Source organism: Embleya sp. NPDC001921 (assembly GCF_053594475.1).
Genome location: NZ_JBSFEO010000072.1, coordinates 26434 through 39628, shown reverse-complemented (window position 1 = coordinate 39628; position 13195 = coordinate 26434). Strand labels below are relative to the sequence as shown.

Below are 13195 nucleotides of genomic sequence, written 5' to 3'. Positions count from 1 at the left end.
ATCCGCCTCCACCACCGCACCTACGACCACGAGGTGCTGGGCCCGTACCGGGGCCAGGCCTCCCCGATCGCCGCCCGGGACGGGAAGTGGGAGGTCCACATCAACCCCCACGACGCCCGCCGGATCTGGATCCGCCTCCCCGAACTCGGGCTCACCGAGATCCCGTGGATCCATCGCGACCACGCCCACCACCCGTTCGACGAACGCACCTGGCAATACCTACGCACCACCGTCATCCACCACACCGACGCCGACATCCACGAGGCGAACCTCGCCGAAGCCCTCGACCAGCTCATGCGCCGCGTCCGCGCCGGACACGCCACCCGCACCGAACAACACCTCCTCGCCCGCGGCACACCCACCCGGATTCCCCCGCCGGCACGCTCCGCGCGCGAACGGCGGGAGCAGGACCCCGGCGACACCGTCCCGGGGAAAGGCGAGGACAGCCTCGACGAACTCGACGACGGCCCCGACGAGTCACCATTGCCGGCATGGGACGCCGACGAAGACGATCCCGACTCCCCCGCCCCGCCGTACACGGGATACGGGCTCTACGACGCACAGGAAGAAGCCCTGAAATGGTGAGCCCCGGTGAGCGGTCGGGCGACGACACAGGCAACGCGTGGGCACACACCGATACCGACACCACGGAACACTCCCGGCCGGTCACCACCTGGCAGGGCCGGCGGAAGTTCGCGGCCACACCGCCCCCGACGCCACCCGAGCCCGACGCGCCGCCACGCGGCCGGGAGGAACGCCTGGCCCACCACTGCGCGTTCGTGACCGTCCGCACCCCGACCATCGACACCCTCGCCACGAACATACGCACGCCGACGCTCCCGGGCCCGGGGCCGCCAGCAACAGACCACCGCCCGACCGGCGTTGATCGCCGGCGGCCCCGCCGCCGCGGGCAAGACCACCGCGCTACACCCGCGTCGGGCGTGCCTGCCACCTCGCCCACACCCGCCGCACCCCGGCGCCACCCGAGCAGGCTCACCCACGCGTGCCCGTCGCGTACGTCCTCGTGCCACCGGCCGCGACCGCCAAGGCCCTCGCCGCCGAGTTCGCCCGCTACCTCGGCATCCCCGCCTGGGCCCGGATGACACAGGCCCAGATCACCGAAGCGGTGTGCCACACCTACAACCGGGCCGGCGTCCGCCTGGTCCTCATCGACGAGATCCACCGCCTCAACCCCCGCACCACCACCGGCGCCGAAACCGCGGACCTGTCGAAGAGACCTCACCGAACGCATCGGGGCGACGTTCGTGTACGCGGGCATCGACGTGACCGCCACACCGTTGTTCGCGGGTGTACGCGGGGCGCAACTCGCCGGACGCGCCTGCCTCGTCAACTGCGGAGCGTTCCCCGCCCGGCTCGGCACACGCGAACCGTTCAAAGAGTTGATCGCCGGAGTGGAAGCCGCCCTCGACCCGAAACGCACACCGCACCGGGACACTCCCCCGCCTCGCCGCCTACCACCCGCCAACGCACCGCCGGCCGGATCGGCAGCCCCCTCCCGCCTCATCCGCCAAGCCGCCATCACCGCCATCGACGACGGCACCGAACGCATCACCAAAACCAGCCTCGACGCGATCCGCCTCGACCACACCGCCGAAACCCGGCACCACCCCACCACCCGGCCACACACCCGCGGGCGGTAGACACATCCGCCATCCGCGACCACGCGAAACCCTGTGACCAGCACAAACACGATCCGGGCCTTTAGACGGAGAAGGTATGTGCAACACACCCGCGAGTTCTCACCACAACTACGACACCCCCAGGCCAAACCCCTCACGGCCCTCACCCGGACGACCACAAAACATTCTCATCCAACCTGCAACACCCCAGCCCACACCACCACCCACACACCAACCAACCACCCCCCAGGCTCAGCGGGGTCGTCGAGGTGCGGTTGGGCAAGTGGGTCAACAACCAACGCACACGGCGGAGTTCGTTGAGCGAGGAGCGGGTGGGGCTGCTCACCGGACTCGGCATGCGCTGGTGAAGGGGCGGCGTCGGGTCGGGGGGTTCGTGTTCGGTGGGTGTGAGGTTCGCAGTGAGGTCGGGGGTGGGTTGGTGTCGGGTTGGCCGAGGCGGCTGGAGGGCCGGCGGAGGGTGTCGCGGTCGACGGTGGTGTGGCCGGTGCGGTTCAGTGCGCGTGAGCATTTCGGCTCTGTGGGCGGCCCGGATTCCTTCCGGGCCTCCGGTCGGGCGCCTTCGCGCGCCATGGATGCGGCCAGCCGTAAGGATGTGTCCGCAGTAGCCCGTATCGGATGGTTCGTCATATCGGTTTGGTGAGGCGCGGGTTGGGTTGGTGGTGGGAGACGCCCGCGGAGGACATCCCCAGTGATGTGGTGAGGATCTTGGCATCGAGTCCGTCTGCCAGGGTGAGCAGCCGGGTGGAGCGCAGGACGCGGGGCGGGAAACCGGCAGGGGCGAGGGTGTCGCGGATGTGGGCGGCACCGGCGGGGCCGCGGTGGGTGCGGGTGAGTCGGGTGACGAGGAGGTGGGGGTTGTTTGTGTCGAGTCGGTGTCGGTGATCCTGGCAGCGTTGCAGTGCCGTCCAGGTCGCCTCGTCGAGTGGGAGGGCCACTGATCTGCCGGGGAACCGGGCGCTCTGGCGGTGGGGGTCGATTCCGGTGTCGGTGAGCAGGCGCAACTCGGTGATGGTCGCTGCGTGGAGCAGGGCGGCGAGGCCGATGAAGGCCTCGTGCGGGTGGATGTGGTGGGTGGTCCACCGCCGGTACAGGGTGCGCTGCCGGGCCGGGGGGAGGGTCGGGCCGTGGAATCCCCTCTGTACGCGAAGAATTGACGCAGTCCCGCCGCAGGGCCGGCGAAGTCCCTTCGGACACCTGGCCGGTGCCGAGACGGACACCCTCCCTTCGGATTCGCCCCTCGACGGCGCCCCGCGGCCACCGCCGCCACCGCCCGCCGTGTATCCGCCGGCCACGACGAACTCACCCTTCCGGGCGGGTGATACACCTGCCTGGAAGGGTTTCCGCACGGCATTCTTGGGCCTATCGACGAAACATTCGTCTCGTCCTGGCGAGGGAGGACCCATGGGCGTGCGCGAGGATGCGAAGGCGGTCGGGGCCGCGCACGGGCTCGGCCGATACCAGTGCCTGGCACGTCCCGGCCTGGACGGTCGAAACCTGCCCTTGGCCTTCGCCGCGTTCACCGCCGTTCCCGCCGCGGCGGAACACGACGGGTCGGCCTTCGTGTGGATCTTCTCCGCCATGGCGGCCGGTTGGATCGGCGTCTACGGGTTCCTCCGGTACGAAGGTCGTGCCGGAGCGGACGTGCCCCACCTGTACTGCTTCACCCACGGCGTCGTCCACACCCACAACGGCACGTCGACCCCCTACCGCTGGACCGAGGTCGGCATCGGCAGTTCGACGACGGTCACGGAGGAATCGGTACAAAGAACCACCGACATCTTCGTGAACTCGGACGCCGACGGCTACCGACGCCTGGCCGCCTTCACCGGTGAACCCCGCAGCGCGCACCTGGCACGTCTGAAGGACCTGCACGCCGCCGCCATCGACGCCCTGGGCCGGGATGCCACTCCCCCGACATCCGGGCAGACCTGAACGCCCTTCGGCGCGACACGAGCCGCCGGCCCGGTGCACGCGGACACCGGCGCCGGTGGCGGGCGATCGCGGTCGACGGCCCGTACCGCAGCCCCCCCGAGGTCCGCCCAACCGCCTGCCGTTCGTGTACTCGTCGGCCGAACGGGGCGTGATCGCCACTGACGTCGGCCCGCCGGTCCCGGGCGGTGTCGACGGTGAACGAACAGGCGCAGTCGCCGATCCACGGCAGGCGCGTGCGGGCGCGGGCCAGGGCCTTCGGACGCGGCCGACGCCGTTGATTTCGTCGAACGGGTCCTCGGGGTGGGCGATCGCGGCGTAGCCGCGGAAGGTCTTGCGGCCGTGATGCTCGATGACCGCCTCTTCGCCGATGTGGCCGGCGGCCAACGGCTGTTCGATGAGAGAGCCGGGGTCTTGCACCTCGTATTCCAGGGCCTCCGCCCAGAAGTCCGCGAGGGCGGACGCGTTTGTGCCGTCGATGACCGACTTCCGGCTCAATGCCGTGTAACCAGTTATAATGGTTACATGGATTCCTTCGCGACCAAGGGTTTGACCCTGCGTTCCCATACCGGCGTTGCCTACCGGTTCGACCCCGGCGCGCTGTGTCTGGAGCTGTTGGTCACCGGCGGTCCCGGCCCCTACCGCCGATACGAGGTGTTGCACGAGCCCGCGGACGTGGCCGCCTGGGCGCAGCGGTCGCGGCTGACGCCGACGCCCGTGTTGGAGGTCTCCGAAGCCCAGGTGGCCGACCTGCGAAGGCTGCGCGACGCACTGTTGCGGGTGATCGTCGCCCACACACGCGGCGAGCCGTACCCGCCCGGCGACCTGGAGGTCGTCAACGAGGCGGCAGCCCGTCCGGCGCTGGCCCCCGCCATCGCACCGACCGGGAAGCGGCAGTGGGCCGAAACCCATGGCGGCACGCACCTGGCGGCCACCGTCGCCCGGGACGCGGTCGAGTTGCTGACCGGACCCTTCGCGCACCGTATCCGTACCTGCGCCGCCGAGGACTGCCACCTCGTCTACGTCGACACCTCACGCCCCGGCAGCCGCCGCTGGTGCTCCATGGAGCACTGCGGCAACCGTCACAAGGTGAGGGCGCTGCGCGCCCGTCACTCCGAGGAAGGATGACCACGATGCCCACAGGACTGACCAAGGACGCCGGCTGGCAGATCGGCGTCTCCCGCACGTTGCCCCACCCGGTGCCCGTCGTCTGGGACTTCATCGGCAGCCCCGAGGGGATCGCCGTCTGGCTCGGCCCCGGGGCGGTCCTCGCCCCGGAGCGCGGCGCCCCCTACCGGACGGACGCGGGCGCGGCCGGGGAGGTGCGCGGCTACCGCCCGCAGGACCGTATCCGGGTCACCCACGGCACCACCACGATCCAGGTCGCCGTCGCCCCCACCGCCGACAGGGCCCGGACAACGCTCCGCTTCCACCAAGAGCGCCTGGCGAGCGCCCCAGAACGCGAACAACAGCGAACACACTGGCAGCTCATCATGGACCGGGTCGCTGCTGCCCTCGACCGGCAGTAACGGCGGCACGCGATCCCCAACCAAAGATCGGCGCCGCTGCCGAGAATTTCGGTTGGGGGTGACCACGGCGGGCCAGGATCAGTCCCGTCTCGGCGATGAAGCCCTCGAGAAGGCCGGGTCGATATCGCATCCGGCCGCCAGTTGCCCGGCGGAGAAGGCGAGCAGAGGAACCACGCGCGCGAGCGCGTCCCGCAGGTCGGCGATGTGCCGGTCACGAATCTCGGCGGGCGGGTGAATCGGCCATGATCGGATCTCCTCGGAGACAGGCGCTCAGGGTGTCGTGAGGGCGTGGTCGATGGTGTCGAGCAGAACAGGCAGGTCCCGCTCGTACTCGCCCCGGGCGAGGGTGTGTGGCGCCATGGCGGCGCAGGCCGCCACGGTCACGACCGCCGCGTTGCGGACCGCGGTGAGCCGGTTCCCGCCGAACGCTCCGTCGAGGATCACGGGGCCGGCGTCCAGGAGGCGGTGCACCTCGGGCGGCACCCCGTGGTTGCCCTCGGTCCACTCCCCGCCGGACGCGCGGGTGTCACCGTCGGTGCGGTCGAGACCACCGAGGGCCTCACGAACGCCGTCGGCGAGATCGAGCAGCGGACTGACCTGCCCACGCATCCACTCCGGGCGCTCGCCCTTCTCTGCCGCCCTTCTCTGCCGCCATACCCCGCAGCCACACCGCGGCCCGCTCCCCGACGGCCCGCCCGGCCTCCGACACGGCCCGCTGCCCGGCCGTCGGCACGTCCTGCGGGTCCTCGACGGAGTCGGCGAGGGCGCACGGGGGCAACAGGTGCGACAGGTGCGACAGGGTCATGACCGCTCACGACCGTGCCCGGCACGCCGACACGGCGCCGGCGACCCACCCGCCCGGCACGACGACGAGCACCGGGCTCGTGCGCCCGGTGCCCGTCGTCGCCCCGCCCGCTCGGACGAGGACCGGTTCACGAGTGATCTCGAATGCGGTCCAGGCCGGCGTCGAGGACGGCCAGGTCCGAGTGGTCCCGCAGCTCCCGCTCACGCGCCCGGTCCCGGAGGTCGACCTTGTGCGCGGCCCGCACCCTGACGACGGTGGTATCGGTGAGGACCGCGAACAACTCCGCGTTCTCGCGGCTCAGACCCCGGTAGCGATCGGCCGGAGCAAAGCAGGAGACGGCCTCGGCGGGGAGGTCGGAGCCGGCCGCGATAAGCCCGGCGACCAGCCACCGCCGGAACGGGGTGTCCCGGGTGCGCCAGGCCGGGTCGTAGTCGTCGGACTCGGCTTGGGGATTGTCGAGATCGCCGACCAGCCACCCACGAAACGGCGAGTCCCCGGCGCTCCGGGACGGATCGTGGGCGTCGTACTCGGGAACGTCGAAACCGGAACCTACGGCAGCCATGGACCAATCCTCTCCACAGCCGCGGTGGGGTACGCGAGACCCACCCGAACGAGTGGAACCCGGGCCGAGGCCGGCGGCGCCCCGGACACCGTCGTCACCGTACCCATCGCCGAACCCGTGCCGGGCGCAGCCGTCGCCGTCGACCTGGTCGCCCTCACCGACAAGCGCATCCGCTCGGGTACGTTCCTGGGAACCGCCGACCCCGCCGTCATGACCCGTGTGTCCGCCGCACTGCGCGTCGACCTCGAACTCACCGACTGAACCGAGTGACCCTCTCCTCGGCCGGTACACACCGGCACGGGGCGAGGGAACGCCGCAGGTCCGGCCGAGACTCGGGAGCCGCCCCGGACGACACGACGGACAGCGAACGCACCATCGGCGGTGGCGTTCGGAGCCCGGATCCGGTGACGACGTTCCGGGTCGTGTCGGGACGGTGGCGGGCCGGGATCGTAGTGATCGTCGACCGCGGGCGGCACGTGTCCTCGGGGTCGAACGCGATACGTGGGCGGTTGGTGATGCAGGCCGTGATTCGCGGGTGGTGGGCTTGACGGGACGGCTGCTGTGGCGCGACGCGGTGGACGGACGGACACGCTCGTGAGTGCCGCAGCTCTTCGCCCGCCACGGGGACGGCCCGCGCGGCCGGCCGATTGCCCGGGCTCGCCCGGTGCGGGCGGGGTGCGGGCGCTGCAGGCCGCGGCGGTGATGGCCGGGGCGTGTACGCGGGTCGGCTGGGTCTATCGGCGGTTGGGGCCGCCGGATCGGGTGTCGGCGGCGAACCTGCGGTGGCCAGCCGGGTATCGACTTCCACGTCCTGTGGCACGGGTGGTTGGTGGCAGCGAGCACACATGCAAGTGCGGACGGGATCGAGCACGTTGCCGGCGACGCCAACGACCGGACGCTATTCGCTATGCTTCAGCCGGGGTGGGGAGAAACTTGCCGGCGGCTGGCCGATGTCCGGCCCGCCGGTGTGCGGCGTCGGGACGTAGCCCTCGGTCGGTGCGGGCAGCGCATCGACACAGGCCGTCGAACAGGCGTTGACCAGCAAGGGCAGCACGTCGGCGCCGGATGTCCACAGTGAGATCCACACCTGGCGCAGGTTCGCACCGTGGACACGCTCGTCGCAGACGCTGCACGTGCGGATCGCAGTGGCGCCCCACACCCCGGGGTCGACGTCGTCGAGGTCCACGGCCCGATCACCGGTTGCCGCAGCCCGGAGCGGCGGAAACGGCGGCCGCTGCTTGTAGTTGCCGTAGACGGCACGGGAGCTGACCGTGCTGCGCCGAAGATTGAGGCACCGGGTGATCTCGTACGGGAACCAGTGCAGGCGGTATGAGGTGTACGGGGTGAACTCCTCGAGGCTCGTCATCGCACCGATCTCGGGCGGGATACGCACCAGGTTGCTTCCGTACAGCACGAGGTGTTTCACCGAGGTGAGTTCGGCGATGGTCGCCGGGAGCGTAACGACCTGGCGCCGCTGCTCCGCGGTGAGTTCCACCAGCGGCTTGAAGACCTCCCGTCCGTCGGCCGCGGCCTCTTCGATCAGTTCGAGAAGGCGGATCCATCCCGGTGCGGTGGTGTCCTGACGTTCCGGATGGAAGCGGGCCGGCGACTGTGTCCGGGAGACGTATTCGATACACCCGCATCTCTCGCGCGCCGGACCCTGATCGCCGGGCCCGGTGGCATCGGCCCACCGGTTGGGAAACACCTGCGGCTTCGAGTCCTCACTCATCGGCTCACAGTAGACGTCACGGCCGGAGAGACGTAGAGGGGGTCCGGAAGGGTCGTTCAGGGAAGCCGACTTGGTAGTCGCCTGTCTCGGGGGATGCGGGCCACGCGCTGTGTACGAGACGGATCCGTCCGATGTGGAATGGGAGGTCCTCGCCCCTCTCGTGCCGCCGCCGAGGCCGGGAGGTCGACTAGGCATCCCCGGCGCGAGATCCTCAACGCGCTCTCGTATCGGCTTCGGGCTGCTGCGCATGGCGCCTGCCTCGGCACGACTTCCGGCCGTACCGGACGGTCTGCCGCTACTGGCGCAGGTGGCGGACCGAGGGACGATCGGAGGCGATCCCGGGCGCGCTCCGGGAGCGGGAACGCGCCGGTCGGGGCCGTGATTCGACCCCAGGCTCCGGGATCGTGGACAGCCAAAGTGTCAAGGGAACGGAACGGTGGGCCAGAGCAATCCCGGCGGCGGTGCCGTAGCCGGGCGAAACCAGGGCGGTGGACGCGGCGCTGTCGCCCGCGAAGACGGCCGTCCCCCATCCCGCCCGGCCGACATGGCCCGACGTGCTGCGCTTCGCCGCGCCCGGTTGTTCGCCCGCGATCGGCTGATGACGTTGGACGAACACCTCAGGGGCGCTGCCGCCCGGCCGGTCGTCGTACCGGAGACCATCGTCGTGGACCGGGGGAAGGTCTTCCTGTCGAGGGTGTTCACCGCCGCGTGCGAAACGCTCGGGATCGGCGTGCAGCCCGCCCCGCCGTTCGCGCCGACGGCCAAAGGCATCGTCGAGCACACCTTCGGATCGATCAACTCCCAGTTCTGCCGACACCTCCCGGGATACACCGGCTCCGACGTCACCCGACGCGGCAGGAACGCCGAGCGTGAGGCGTGCCTCAGCGTCGCCCAACTCCAGGACCTGCTCGACGAGTGGTTGGTGCACTGGCATCAGCGTCCCCACGAAGGGCTGCGACATCCGGTGATGCCGAGGGTCGCGTTGACACCGAACCGGATGTGGGCCGCGCTCGTCGCGGTCGCCGGGTACGTACCGGTACCGCTGACCGGCGGCGACCACCTCGAGCTGCTGCCGGTGCGATGGCAGGCCGTCACCGAACGCGGGATCCGCATCGACCACCGCACCTACGACCACGAAGTCCTGGGCCCGCTTCGCGGGCAGTCCTCCGGGATCGTCGCCCGAGGCGGGAAATGGGAGGTCCACCACAACCCCCACGACGGCCGCCAGGTGTGGGTCCGCCTGCCCGACGGCGAGTTGACGGAGATCCCGTGGATGCGCCGCGACCACACCCACCACCCGTTCGACGAACGCACCTGGCAATACCTGCGTGCCACGGTCGCCCCTCATACCGACGCCGACACCCACGAGGCGAACCTCGCGGAAGCCCTCGACCGGCTCATGCGCCGTGCCCGCGCCGGACACGGCACCCGCACCGAACAACGCCTCCTCGTCCGCGGCACACCCACCGGATCCCCCCGCCGGGACGCCCCGTGCACGAAGGGCGGGGGCAGGACCTCGGCGACAGCGTCCCGGGGACAGGCGAGGACGGTCTCGACGAACTCGACGACGGCCTCGACGAGTCACCGCTCCCAAGTCCGGATGCCGACGAAGACGACCCCGACTCCCCCGCACCGCCGTACCCGGGGTACGGGCTCTACGACGACCACGAGGAGGCCCTGAAATGGTGAGCCCCGGTGAACAGTCGGGCGACGACAGAGGCAACACGTGGGTACACATCGATACCGACACGACGGGACGCCGGCCGGTGACCATCTGGCAGGGCCGGCAGGACTTCGCGGCCGCACCGCCCCCGGTACCGCCCGGGCCCGACGCGCCGCCACGCGGCCGGGAAGAACGCCTGGCCTGTCACTCCGCGTTCGTGACCGTCCGCACCCCGACCATCGACCACCCTCGCCACGAACGTCCGCACGCCGATGCTCCCGGGCCCGGAGCCGCCGGCAACGGACCACCGCCCGACCGGCGTTGATCGCCGGCGGGCCCGCCGCCGCGGGCAAGACCACCGCCCTGCACCCGCGTCGGGCGCGCCTGCCACCTCGCGGAGACCGCCCGACGCGGCGCAGGGGGTGGAGGGGTGAAGGGCCGCGTGCCGGTGGCGTACGTCCTCGTACCGCCCGGCGCGACCGCGAAGGTTTTTGCCGCCGAATTCGCCCGCTACCTCGGCATCCCCGCCTAGGCCCGGATGGCGCAGGCCCAGATCACCGAAGCCGTGTGCCACACCTACCACCGGGCCGGCGTCCACCTCGTCCCCATCGACGAGAACCCGCCGTCCTCGACCCCGCACCACCACCGGCGCCGAAACCGTCGACCTGCTGAAAGACCTCACCGAACGCATCGGGGCGACATTCGTGTACGCGGGCATCGACGTGACCGCCACACCGTTGTTCGGGGGTGTACGCGGCGCGCAACTCGCCGGACGGGCCTCGTTGGTCGAGTGCGGTGCGCTCCCCGCACGGCTCGGCACACGCGAACCGTTCAAAGAGTTGATCGCCGGCGTGGAAACCGCAGAGCCTGCGGCAAAGCACACACCCAAGCCCTCCTCCGCCTCGCCCGACAACGCATCAACGTCCTGTTCGCCATGCTCAGAGAGGGAACCTTCTACGAATCCCGACCGGCCGAACCGGTCGCAGCGCGACCCGATCTCGGTTGACGAAAGACATAGAGGCGCCCCCACGCTCAGAAACTCAGCGGGTTCGTGGCGGCCGGCGAGCCGGGACGCCTTGTTCACCGAATCGGAACCGGTGTCGGACGCTTGCTCCCGATGTGCAACCGGACGGCACGGTGGTATCGGTGCAATTCTACGGAAGTACGGGATACATACCCCATGGTACCGTCGGGGAAGACGCCTTCCTTTATGCACAGCAAAGGTGGATCGAACGCGTGGCAAGCCGACAGGATTGGCTGGAAGCGGGACTGAATATCCTGGCGAGATCGGGCGCCAGGGAAATGACATTGGAAACCCTGATGGCAGAAATGGGGCTTACAAAGGGTTCCTTCTATCATCATTTCAAGGGTATGCCGGCATTCAAGACGGCCCTCATGAAGTATTACGAGGAACAGCTGACCGCGCGCTACATCGAACAGGCCGAACTGGGTGGCCCTCCCGCCCCGGAGAAGCTCCGGCGCCTTTTGGAACGCGTCGTCACGGAACCGCGTTCGGACCCGGAAGCCGCCATCAGGGCTTGGGCACTGCAGGACCCGGAGGTCGCGGAAACACAGGCACGGGTGGATCGTGCCCGCCTCGACTATCTGGAAGCCGTATGGCTCGAGTACAGCGGCGACGCGGAGCAGGCCAAGACGATGGGCCGCCTCCTCTATCTGCTCCGCGTGGGGGCTACGCACATCATGCCGCCGGTGGTCGGCGAGGACCTACGAGCTGTGTACAAGCAGGTGCTTCGCGACGTCGTCGAAGAGGATTCCTGACCGGAATGCGGCGGTACCTCCGGTGATGTAGACGCGGTTCCGATGAGTCGTTGATGGATACGGATTTTATCCTTGACTTCCCGACGACGTCCCCCGGCGGGGCCGCGGATGCGTTCACCGCCCGGTCCGCGTGAGCGTGTTGACGCGCGGGGTGGATGAGGTACGCCAGGCGCCGGCGCCACGGGTCGACGCTGACGAGCCATCTCTGCGCGAGCGGTGACGGGAGCAGGACGATGCCCTCGACGTCGGGCACGTCGAGGGTGCGCGTGTGCGTGATGTTCACGGCGCCGGACCGGTGGCGGATGCCCGCGTGCAGGGAGTCGAGCGCGGCCCTGAGTCCGGCGGTCGACGCGAGTAGGGCACGGTGGTCCGGGTCGGCCTCGGGGCGAGAACGGATCTCGGTCCACGACGGGGCCGGACAAGCGTTCCGGAACGCCTCCATCTCGCCCGCGACGCGGTGGGCGAACTCACCTTCTCCGCGTTCGAGATGGCGCCGGACGGTGGTGAGTGCGGACCGCCTGCGGGGGTCGCCTGCCGCGATCGACGGTTTCAGCAGCTTGTGCATCTGCCTGGGCGATGGTCGGCGCGGGTGTGGTGGCGATCCGGTGGAGTTCGGCGGTGAGGTCGGGTACCGCGCCGGCCTGCGTGCCGGGGGCATGAAGTCGGGGGTGTAGCCGCCGATTGGTGCACTGGCCTGGAACACGGACATGGGAGCACCCCTAGGGCAACGCACGCCGCGGGACCGCCAGTTGTCACCCGTGGCGATCTCACCTTCCGGCGTGCCGTACGCCGATCTCGGCGGCGCGACCGTGGCTGTGGACCTGGCGACCCACGAGCTGCTCAGTGACAAAGCTCCCGAAGCGCCCGTGTTCACCGACAACGGTTGGGGCATCCCGGCCAAGACCACCGGCGACGTCTTCGTGTTCCCGCCCCGCTGACCGCGCTTCACGGATTGGGCTGTTTCCCCCGTGCGACAGGAAGCGATCAGCACGCTGGCATACCATCTGGTATGGTATGGATGACGGAGGAGGTAGTTCATGGAAGCCGCAGCCCGCGACGAATTCCCCTGCGACGCCTACGTGCGGCCGCCAACTCGTCGGTACCACCGTGCCGTAGCCGTTGCTGCCCCACCCGCGGTGACGTTCCGCCGCCTGTGCCAACTCACGACGGCCGCGTACAGCTACGGAGACCGCGGCAGCGACGAGTTGACGCCCGGCGCGGACCACCTCGCGCGCGGCGGACCGTTCATGGTCTTCGAGATCGCCGAGTTCGAACGAGACAGGCACATCACCGGCGTGATTCCTGCGTCGAAACGACGCCTCTATGGGGATCTCGCGGTTACCTACCGCGTGGAGCACGCCGCCGAAGGGAGCCGCATCGTCGTCAGGATCGTCGCGGCCGCGCATGGAACGGCAGCGCGGTGCAGGGCTGCCATTCTGAGCGCCGGCGATGCAGTCATGATGCGTCGGCAACTCGAGCGACTGAGGAGTCTCGCGGAACGCGACGCTGCCCGAGCGGCCTGACATCTCAAGGGAAAC

14 protein-coding genes and 2 pseudogenes are annotated in these 13195 nt (G+C 70.0%); 12 read left to right on the top strand and 4 right to left on the bottom strand.

Features of this window, described 5'->3' with window-relative positions:
• From ACWCPW_RS47435 to ACWCPW_RS47420, 4 genes and pseudogenes are all read left to right on the top strand, one after another.
• Nucleotides 1-585 (top strand): annotated as a pseudogene (locus tag ACWCPW_RS47435) (transposase); the annotation flags it as partial.
• A gap of 418 nt (nucleotides 586-1003) precedes the next feature.
• Nucleotides 1004-1129, top strand: a pseudogene (locus tag ACWCPW_RS47430) (ATP/GTP-binding protein); the annotation flags it as partial.
• A 136-nt stretch (nucleotides 1130-1265) separates the two neighbouring features.
• A complete protein-coding gene (locus ACWCPW_RS47425) occupies nucleotides 1266-1661 on the top strand; it encodes a hypothetical protein (protein ID WP_449767863.1) in 396 nt (131 codons plus the stop codon).
• Nucleotides 1662-1837: 176 nt separating this feature from the next.
• Nucleotides 1838-2008: a helicase associated domain-containing protein gene (locus ACWCPW_RS47420; protein WP_449767862.1), complete on the top strand. Its 171-nt coding sequence runs from the start codon at nucleotides 1838-1840 to the stop codon at nucleotides 2006-2008.
• 276 nt (nucleotides 2009-2284) lie between these two features.
• Here the strand turns inward: ACWCPW_RS47420 and ACWCPW_RS47415 are convergent, their stop codons facing one another.
• Nucleotides 2285-2662 carry a hypothetical protein gene (locus ACWCPW_RS47415; protein WP_449767859.1) on the bottom strand — a complete coding sequence of 126 codons (378 nt, stop codon included), beginning with the start codon at nucleotides 2660-2662 and terminating at the stop codon, nucleotides 2285-2287.
• Between the two features lie 400 nt (nucleotides 2663-3062).
• Here ACWCPW_RS47415 and ACWCPW_RS47410 point away from each other — a divergent pair, with 400 nt between their 5' ends.
• From ACWCPW_RS47410 to ACWCPW_RS47400, 3 genes are all read left to right on the top strand, one after another.
• Nucleotides 3063-3593 carry a hypothetical protein gene (locus tag ACWCPW_RS47410; RefSeq protein WP_449767858.1) on the top strand — a complete coding sequence of 177 codons (531 nt, stop codon included), beginning with the start codon at nucleotides 3063-3065 and terminating at the stop codon, nucleotides 3591-3593.
• Between the two features lie 522 nt (nucleotides 3594-4115).
• Nucleotides 4116-4718, top strand: coding sequence for a CGNR zinc finger domain-containing protein (locus tag ACWCPW_RS47405; protein ID WP_449767857.1), 603 nt, complete (start codon nucleotides 4116-4118; stop codon nucleotides 4716-4718).
• 5 nt (nucleotides 4719-4723) lie between these two features.
• Complete coding sequence (locus ACWCPW_RS47400; RefSeq protein WP_449767856.1) at nucleotides 4724-5119, top strand: SRPBCC family protein; 396 nt, start codon at nucleotides 4724-4726, stop codon at nucleotides 5117-5119.
• Nucleotides 5120-5389: 270 nt separating this feature from the next.
• On the opposite strand, the gene ACWCPW_RS47395 is transcribed toward ACWCPW_RS47400, so the two are convergent.
• Both ACWCPW_RS47395 and ACWCPW_RS47390 read right to left on the bottom strand, forming a co-directional pair.
• Nucleotides 5390-5728: a hypothetical protein gene (locus tag ACWCPW_RS47395; RefSeq protein WP_449767855.1), complete on the bottom strand. Its 339-nt coding sequence runs from the start codon at nucleotides 5726-5728 to the stop codon at nucleotides 5390-5392.
• Nucleotides 5729-6051: 323 nt separating this feature from the next.
• Nucleotides 6052-6486, bottom strand: coding sequence for a hypothetical protein (locus tag ACWCPW_RS47390; protein ID WP_449767854.1), 435 nt, complete (start codon nucleotides 6484-6486; stop codon nucleotides 6052-6054).
• Between the two features lie 24 nt (nucleotides 6487-6510).
• On the opposite strand from ACWCPW_RS47390, the gene ACWCPW_RS47385 reads away from it, so the two are divergent.
• Nucleotides 6511-6747 carry a hypothetical protein gene (locus ACWCPW_RS47385; protein WP_449767853.1) on the top strand — a complete coding sequence of 79 codons (237 nt, stop codon included), beginning with the start codon at nucleotides 6511-6513 and terminating at the stop codon, nucleotides 6745-6747.
• A 637-nt stretch (nucleotides 6748-7384) separates the two neighbouring features.
• Here ACWCPW_RS47385 and ACWCPW_RS47380 read toward each other — a convergent pair.
• The gene (locus tag ACWCPW_RS47380; protein ID WP_449767852.1) at nucleotides 7385-8215 is read right to left on the bottom strand and encodes a leucine-rich repeat domain-containing protein; all 831 of its coding nucleotides are present in this window, start codon (nucleotides 8213-8215) and stop codon (nucleotides 7385-7387) included.
• 598 nt (nucleotides 8216-8813) lie between these two features.
• Here ACWCPW_RS47380 and ACWCPW_RS47375 point away from each other — a divergent pair.
• The 4 genes from ACWCPW_RS47375 (at nucleotide 8814) to ACWCPW_RS47360 (ending at nucleotide 13180) form a co-directional block, all read left to right on the top strand.
• The gene (locus tag ACWCPW_RS47375) at nucleotides 8814-9896 is read left to right on the top strand and encodes a Mu transposase C-terminal domain-containing protein (protein WP_449767851.1); all 1083 of its coding nucleotides are present in this window, start codon (nucleotides 8814-8816) and stop codon (nucleotides 9894-9896) included.
• A 1218-nt stretch (nucleotides 9897-11114) separates the two neighbouring features.
• Nucleotides 11115-11657 (top strand): TetR/AcrR family transcriptional regulator, encoded by a 543-nt coding sequence (locus tag ACWCPW_RS47370; protein ID WP_449767850.1) that lies wholly within the window; start codon nucleotides 11115-11117, stop codon nucleotides 11655-11657.
• Between the two features lie 758 nt (nucleotides 11658-12415).
• A complete protein-coding gene (locus ACWCPW_RS47365) occupies nucleotides 12416-12595 on the top strand; it encodes a hypothetical protein (protein ID WP_449767849.1) in 180 nt (59 codons plus the stop codon).
• Between the two features lie 99 nt (nucleotides 12596-12694).
• Nucleotides 12695-13180, top strand: coding sequence for a hypothetical protein (locus tag ACWCPW_RS47360; protein WP_449767848.1), 486 nt, complete (start codon nucleotides 12695-12697; stop codon nucleotides 13178-13180).
• Nucleotides 13181-13195: the final 15 nt, after the last annotated feature.

Coding starts and splice junctions, on each gene's coding strand:
- ACWCPW_RS47360 (WP_449767848.1), top strand. CDS start 12,695: ATGGAAGCCGCAGCCCGCGACGAATTCCCCTGCGACGCCTACGTGCGG.
- ACWCPW_RS47400 (WP_449767856.1), top strand. CDS start 4,724: ATGCCCACAGGACTGACCAAGGACGCCGGCTGGCAGATCGGCGTCTCC.
- ACWCPW_RS47395 (WP_449767855.1), bottom strand. CDS start 5,728: ATGCGTGGGCAGGTCAGTCCGCTGCTCGATCTCGCCGACGGCGTTCGT.
- ACWCPW_RS47380 (WP_449767852.1), bottom strand. CDS start 8,215: ATGAGTGAGGACTCGAAGCCGCAGGTGTTTCCCAACCGGTGGGCCGAT.
- ACWCPW_RS47375 (WP_449767851.1), top strand. CDS start 8,814: ATGACGTTGGACGAACACCTCAGGGGCGCTGCCGCCCGGCCGGTCGTC.
- ACWCPW_RS47405 (WP_449767857.1), top strand. CDS start 4,116: ATGGATTCCTTCGCGACCAAGGGTTTGACCCTGCGTTCCCATACCGGC.
- ACWCPW_RS47390 (WP_449767854.1), bottom strand. CDS start 6,486: ATGGCTGCCGTAGGTTCCGGTTTCGACGTTCCCGAGTACGACGCCCAC.
- ACWCPW_RS47410 (WP_449767858.1), top strand. CDS start 3,063: ATGGGCGTGCGCGAGGATGCGAAGGCGGTCGGGGCCGCGCACGGGCTC.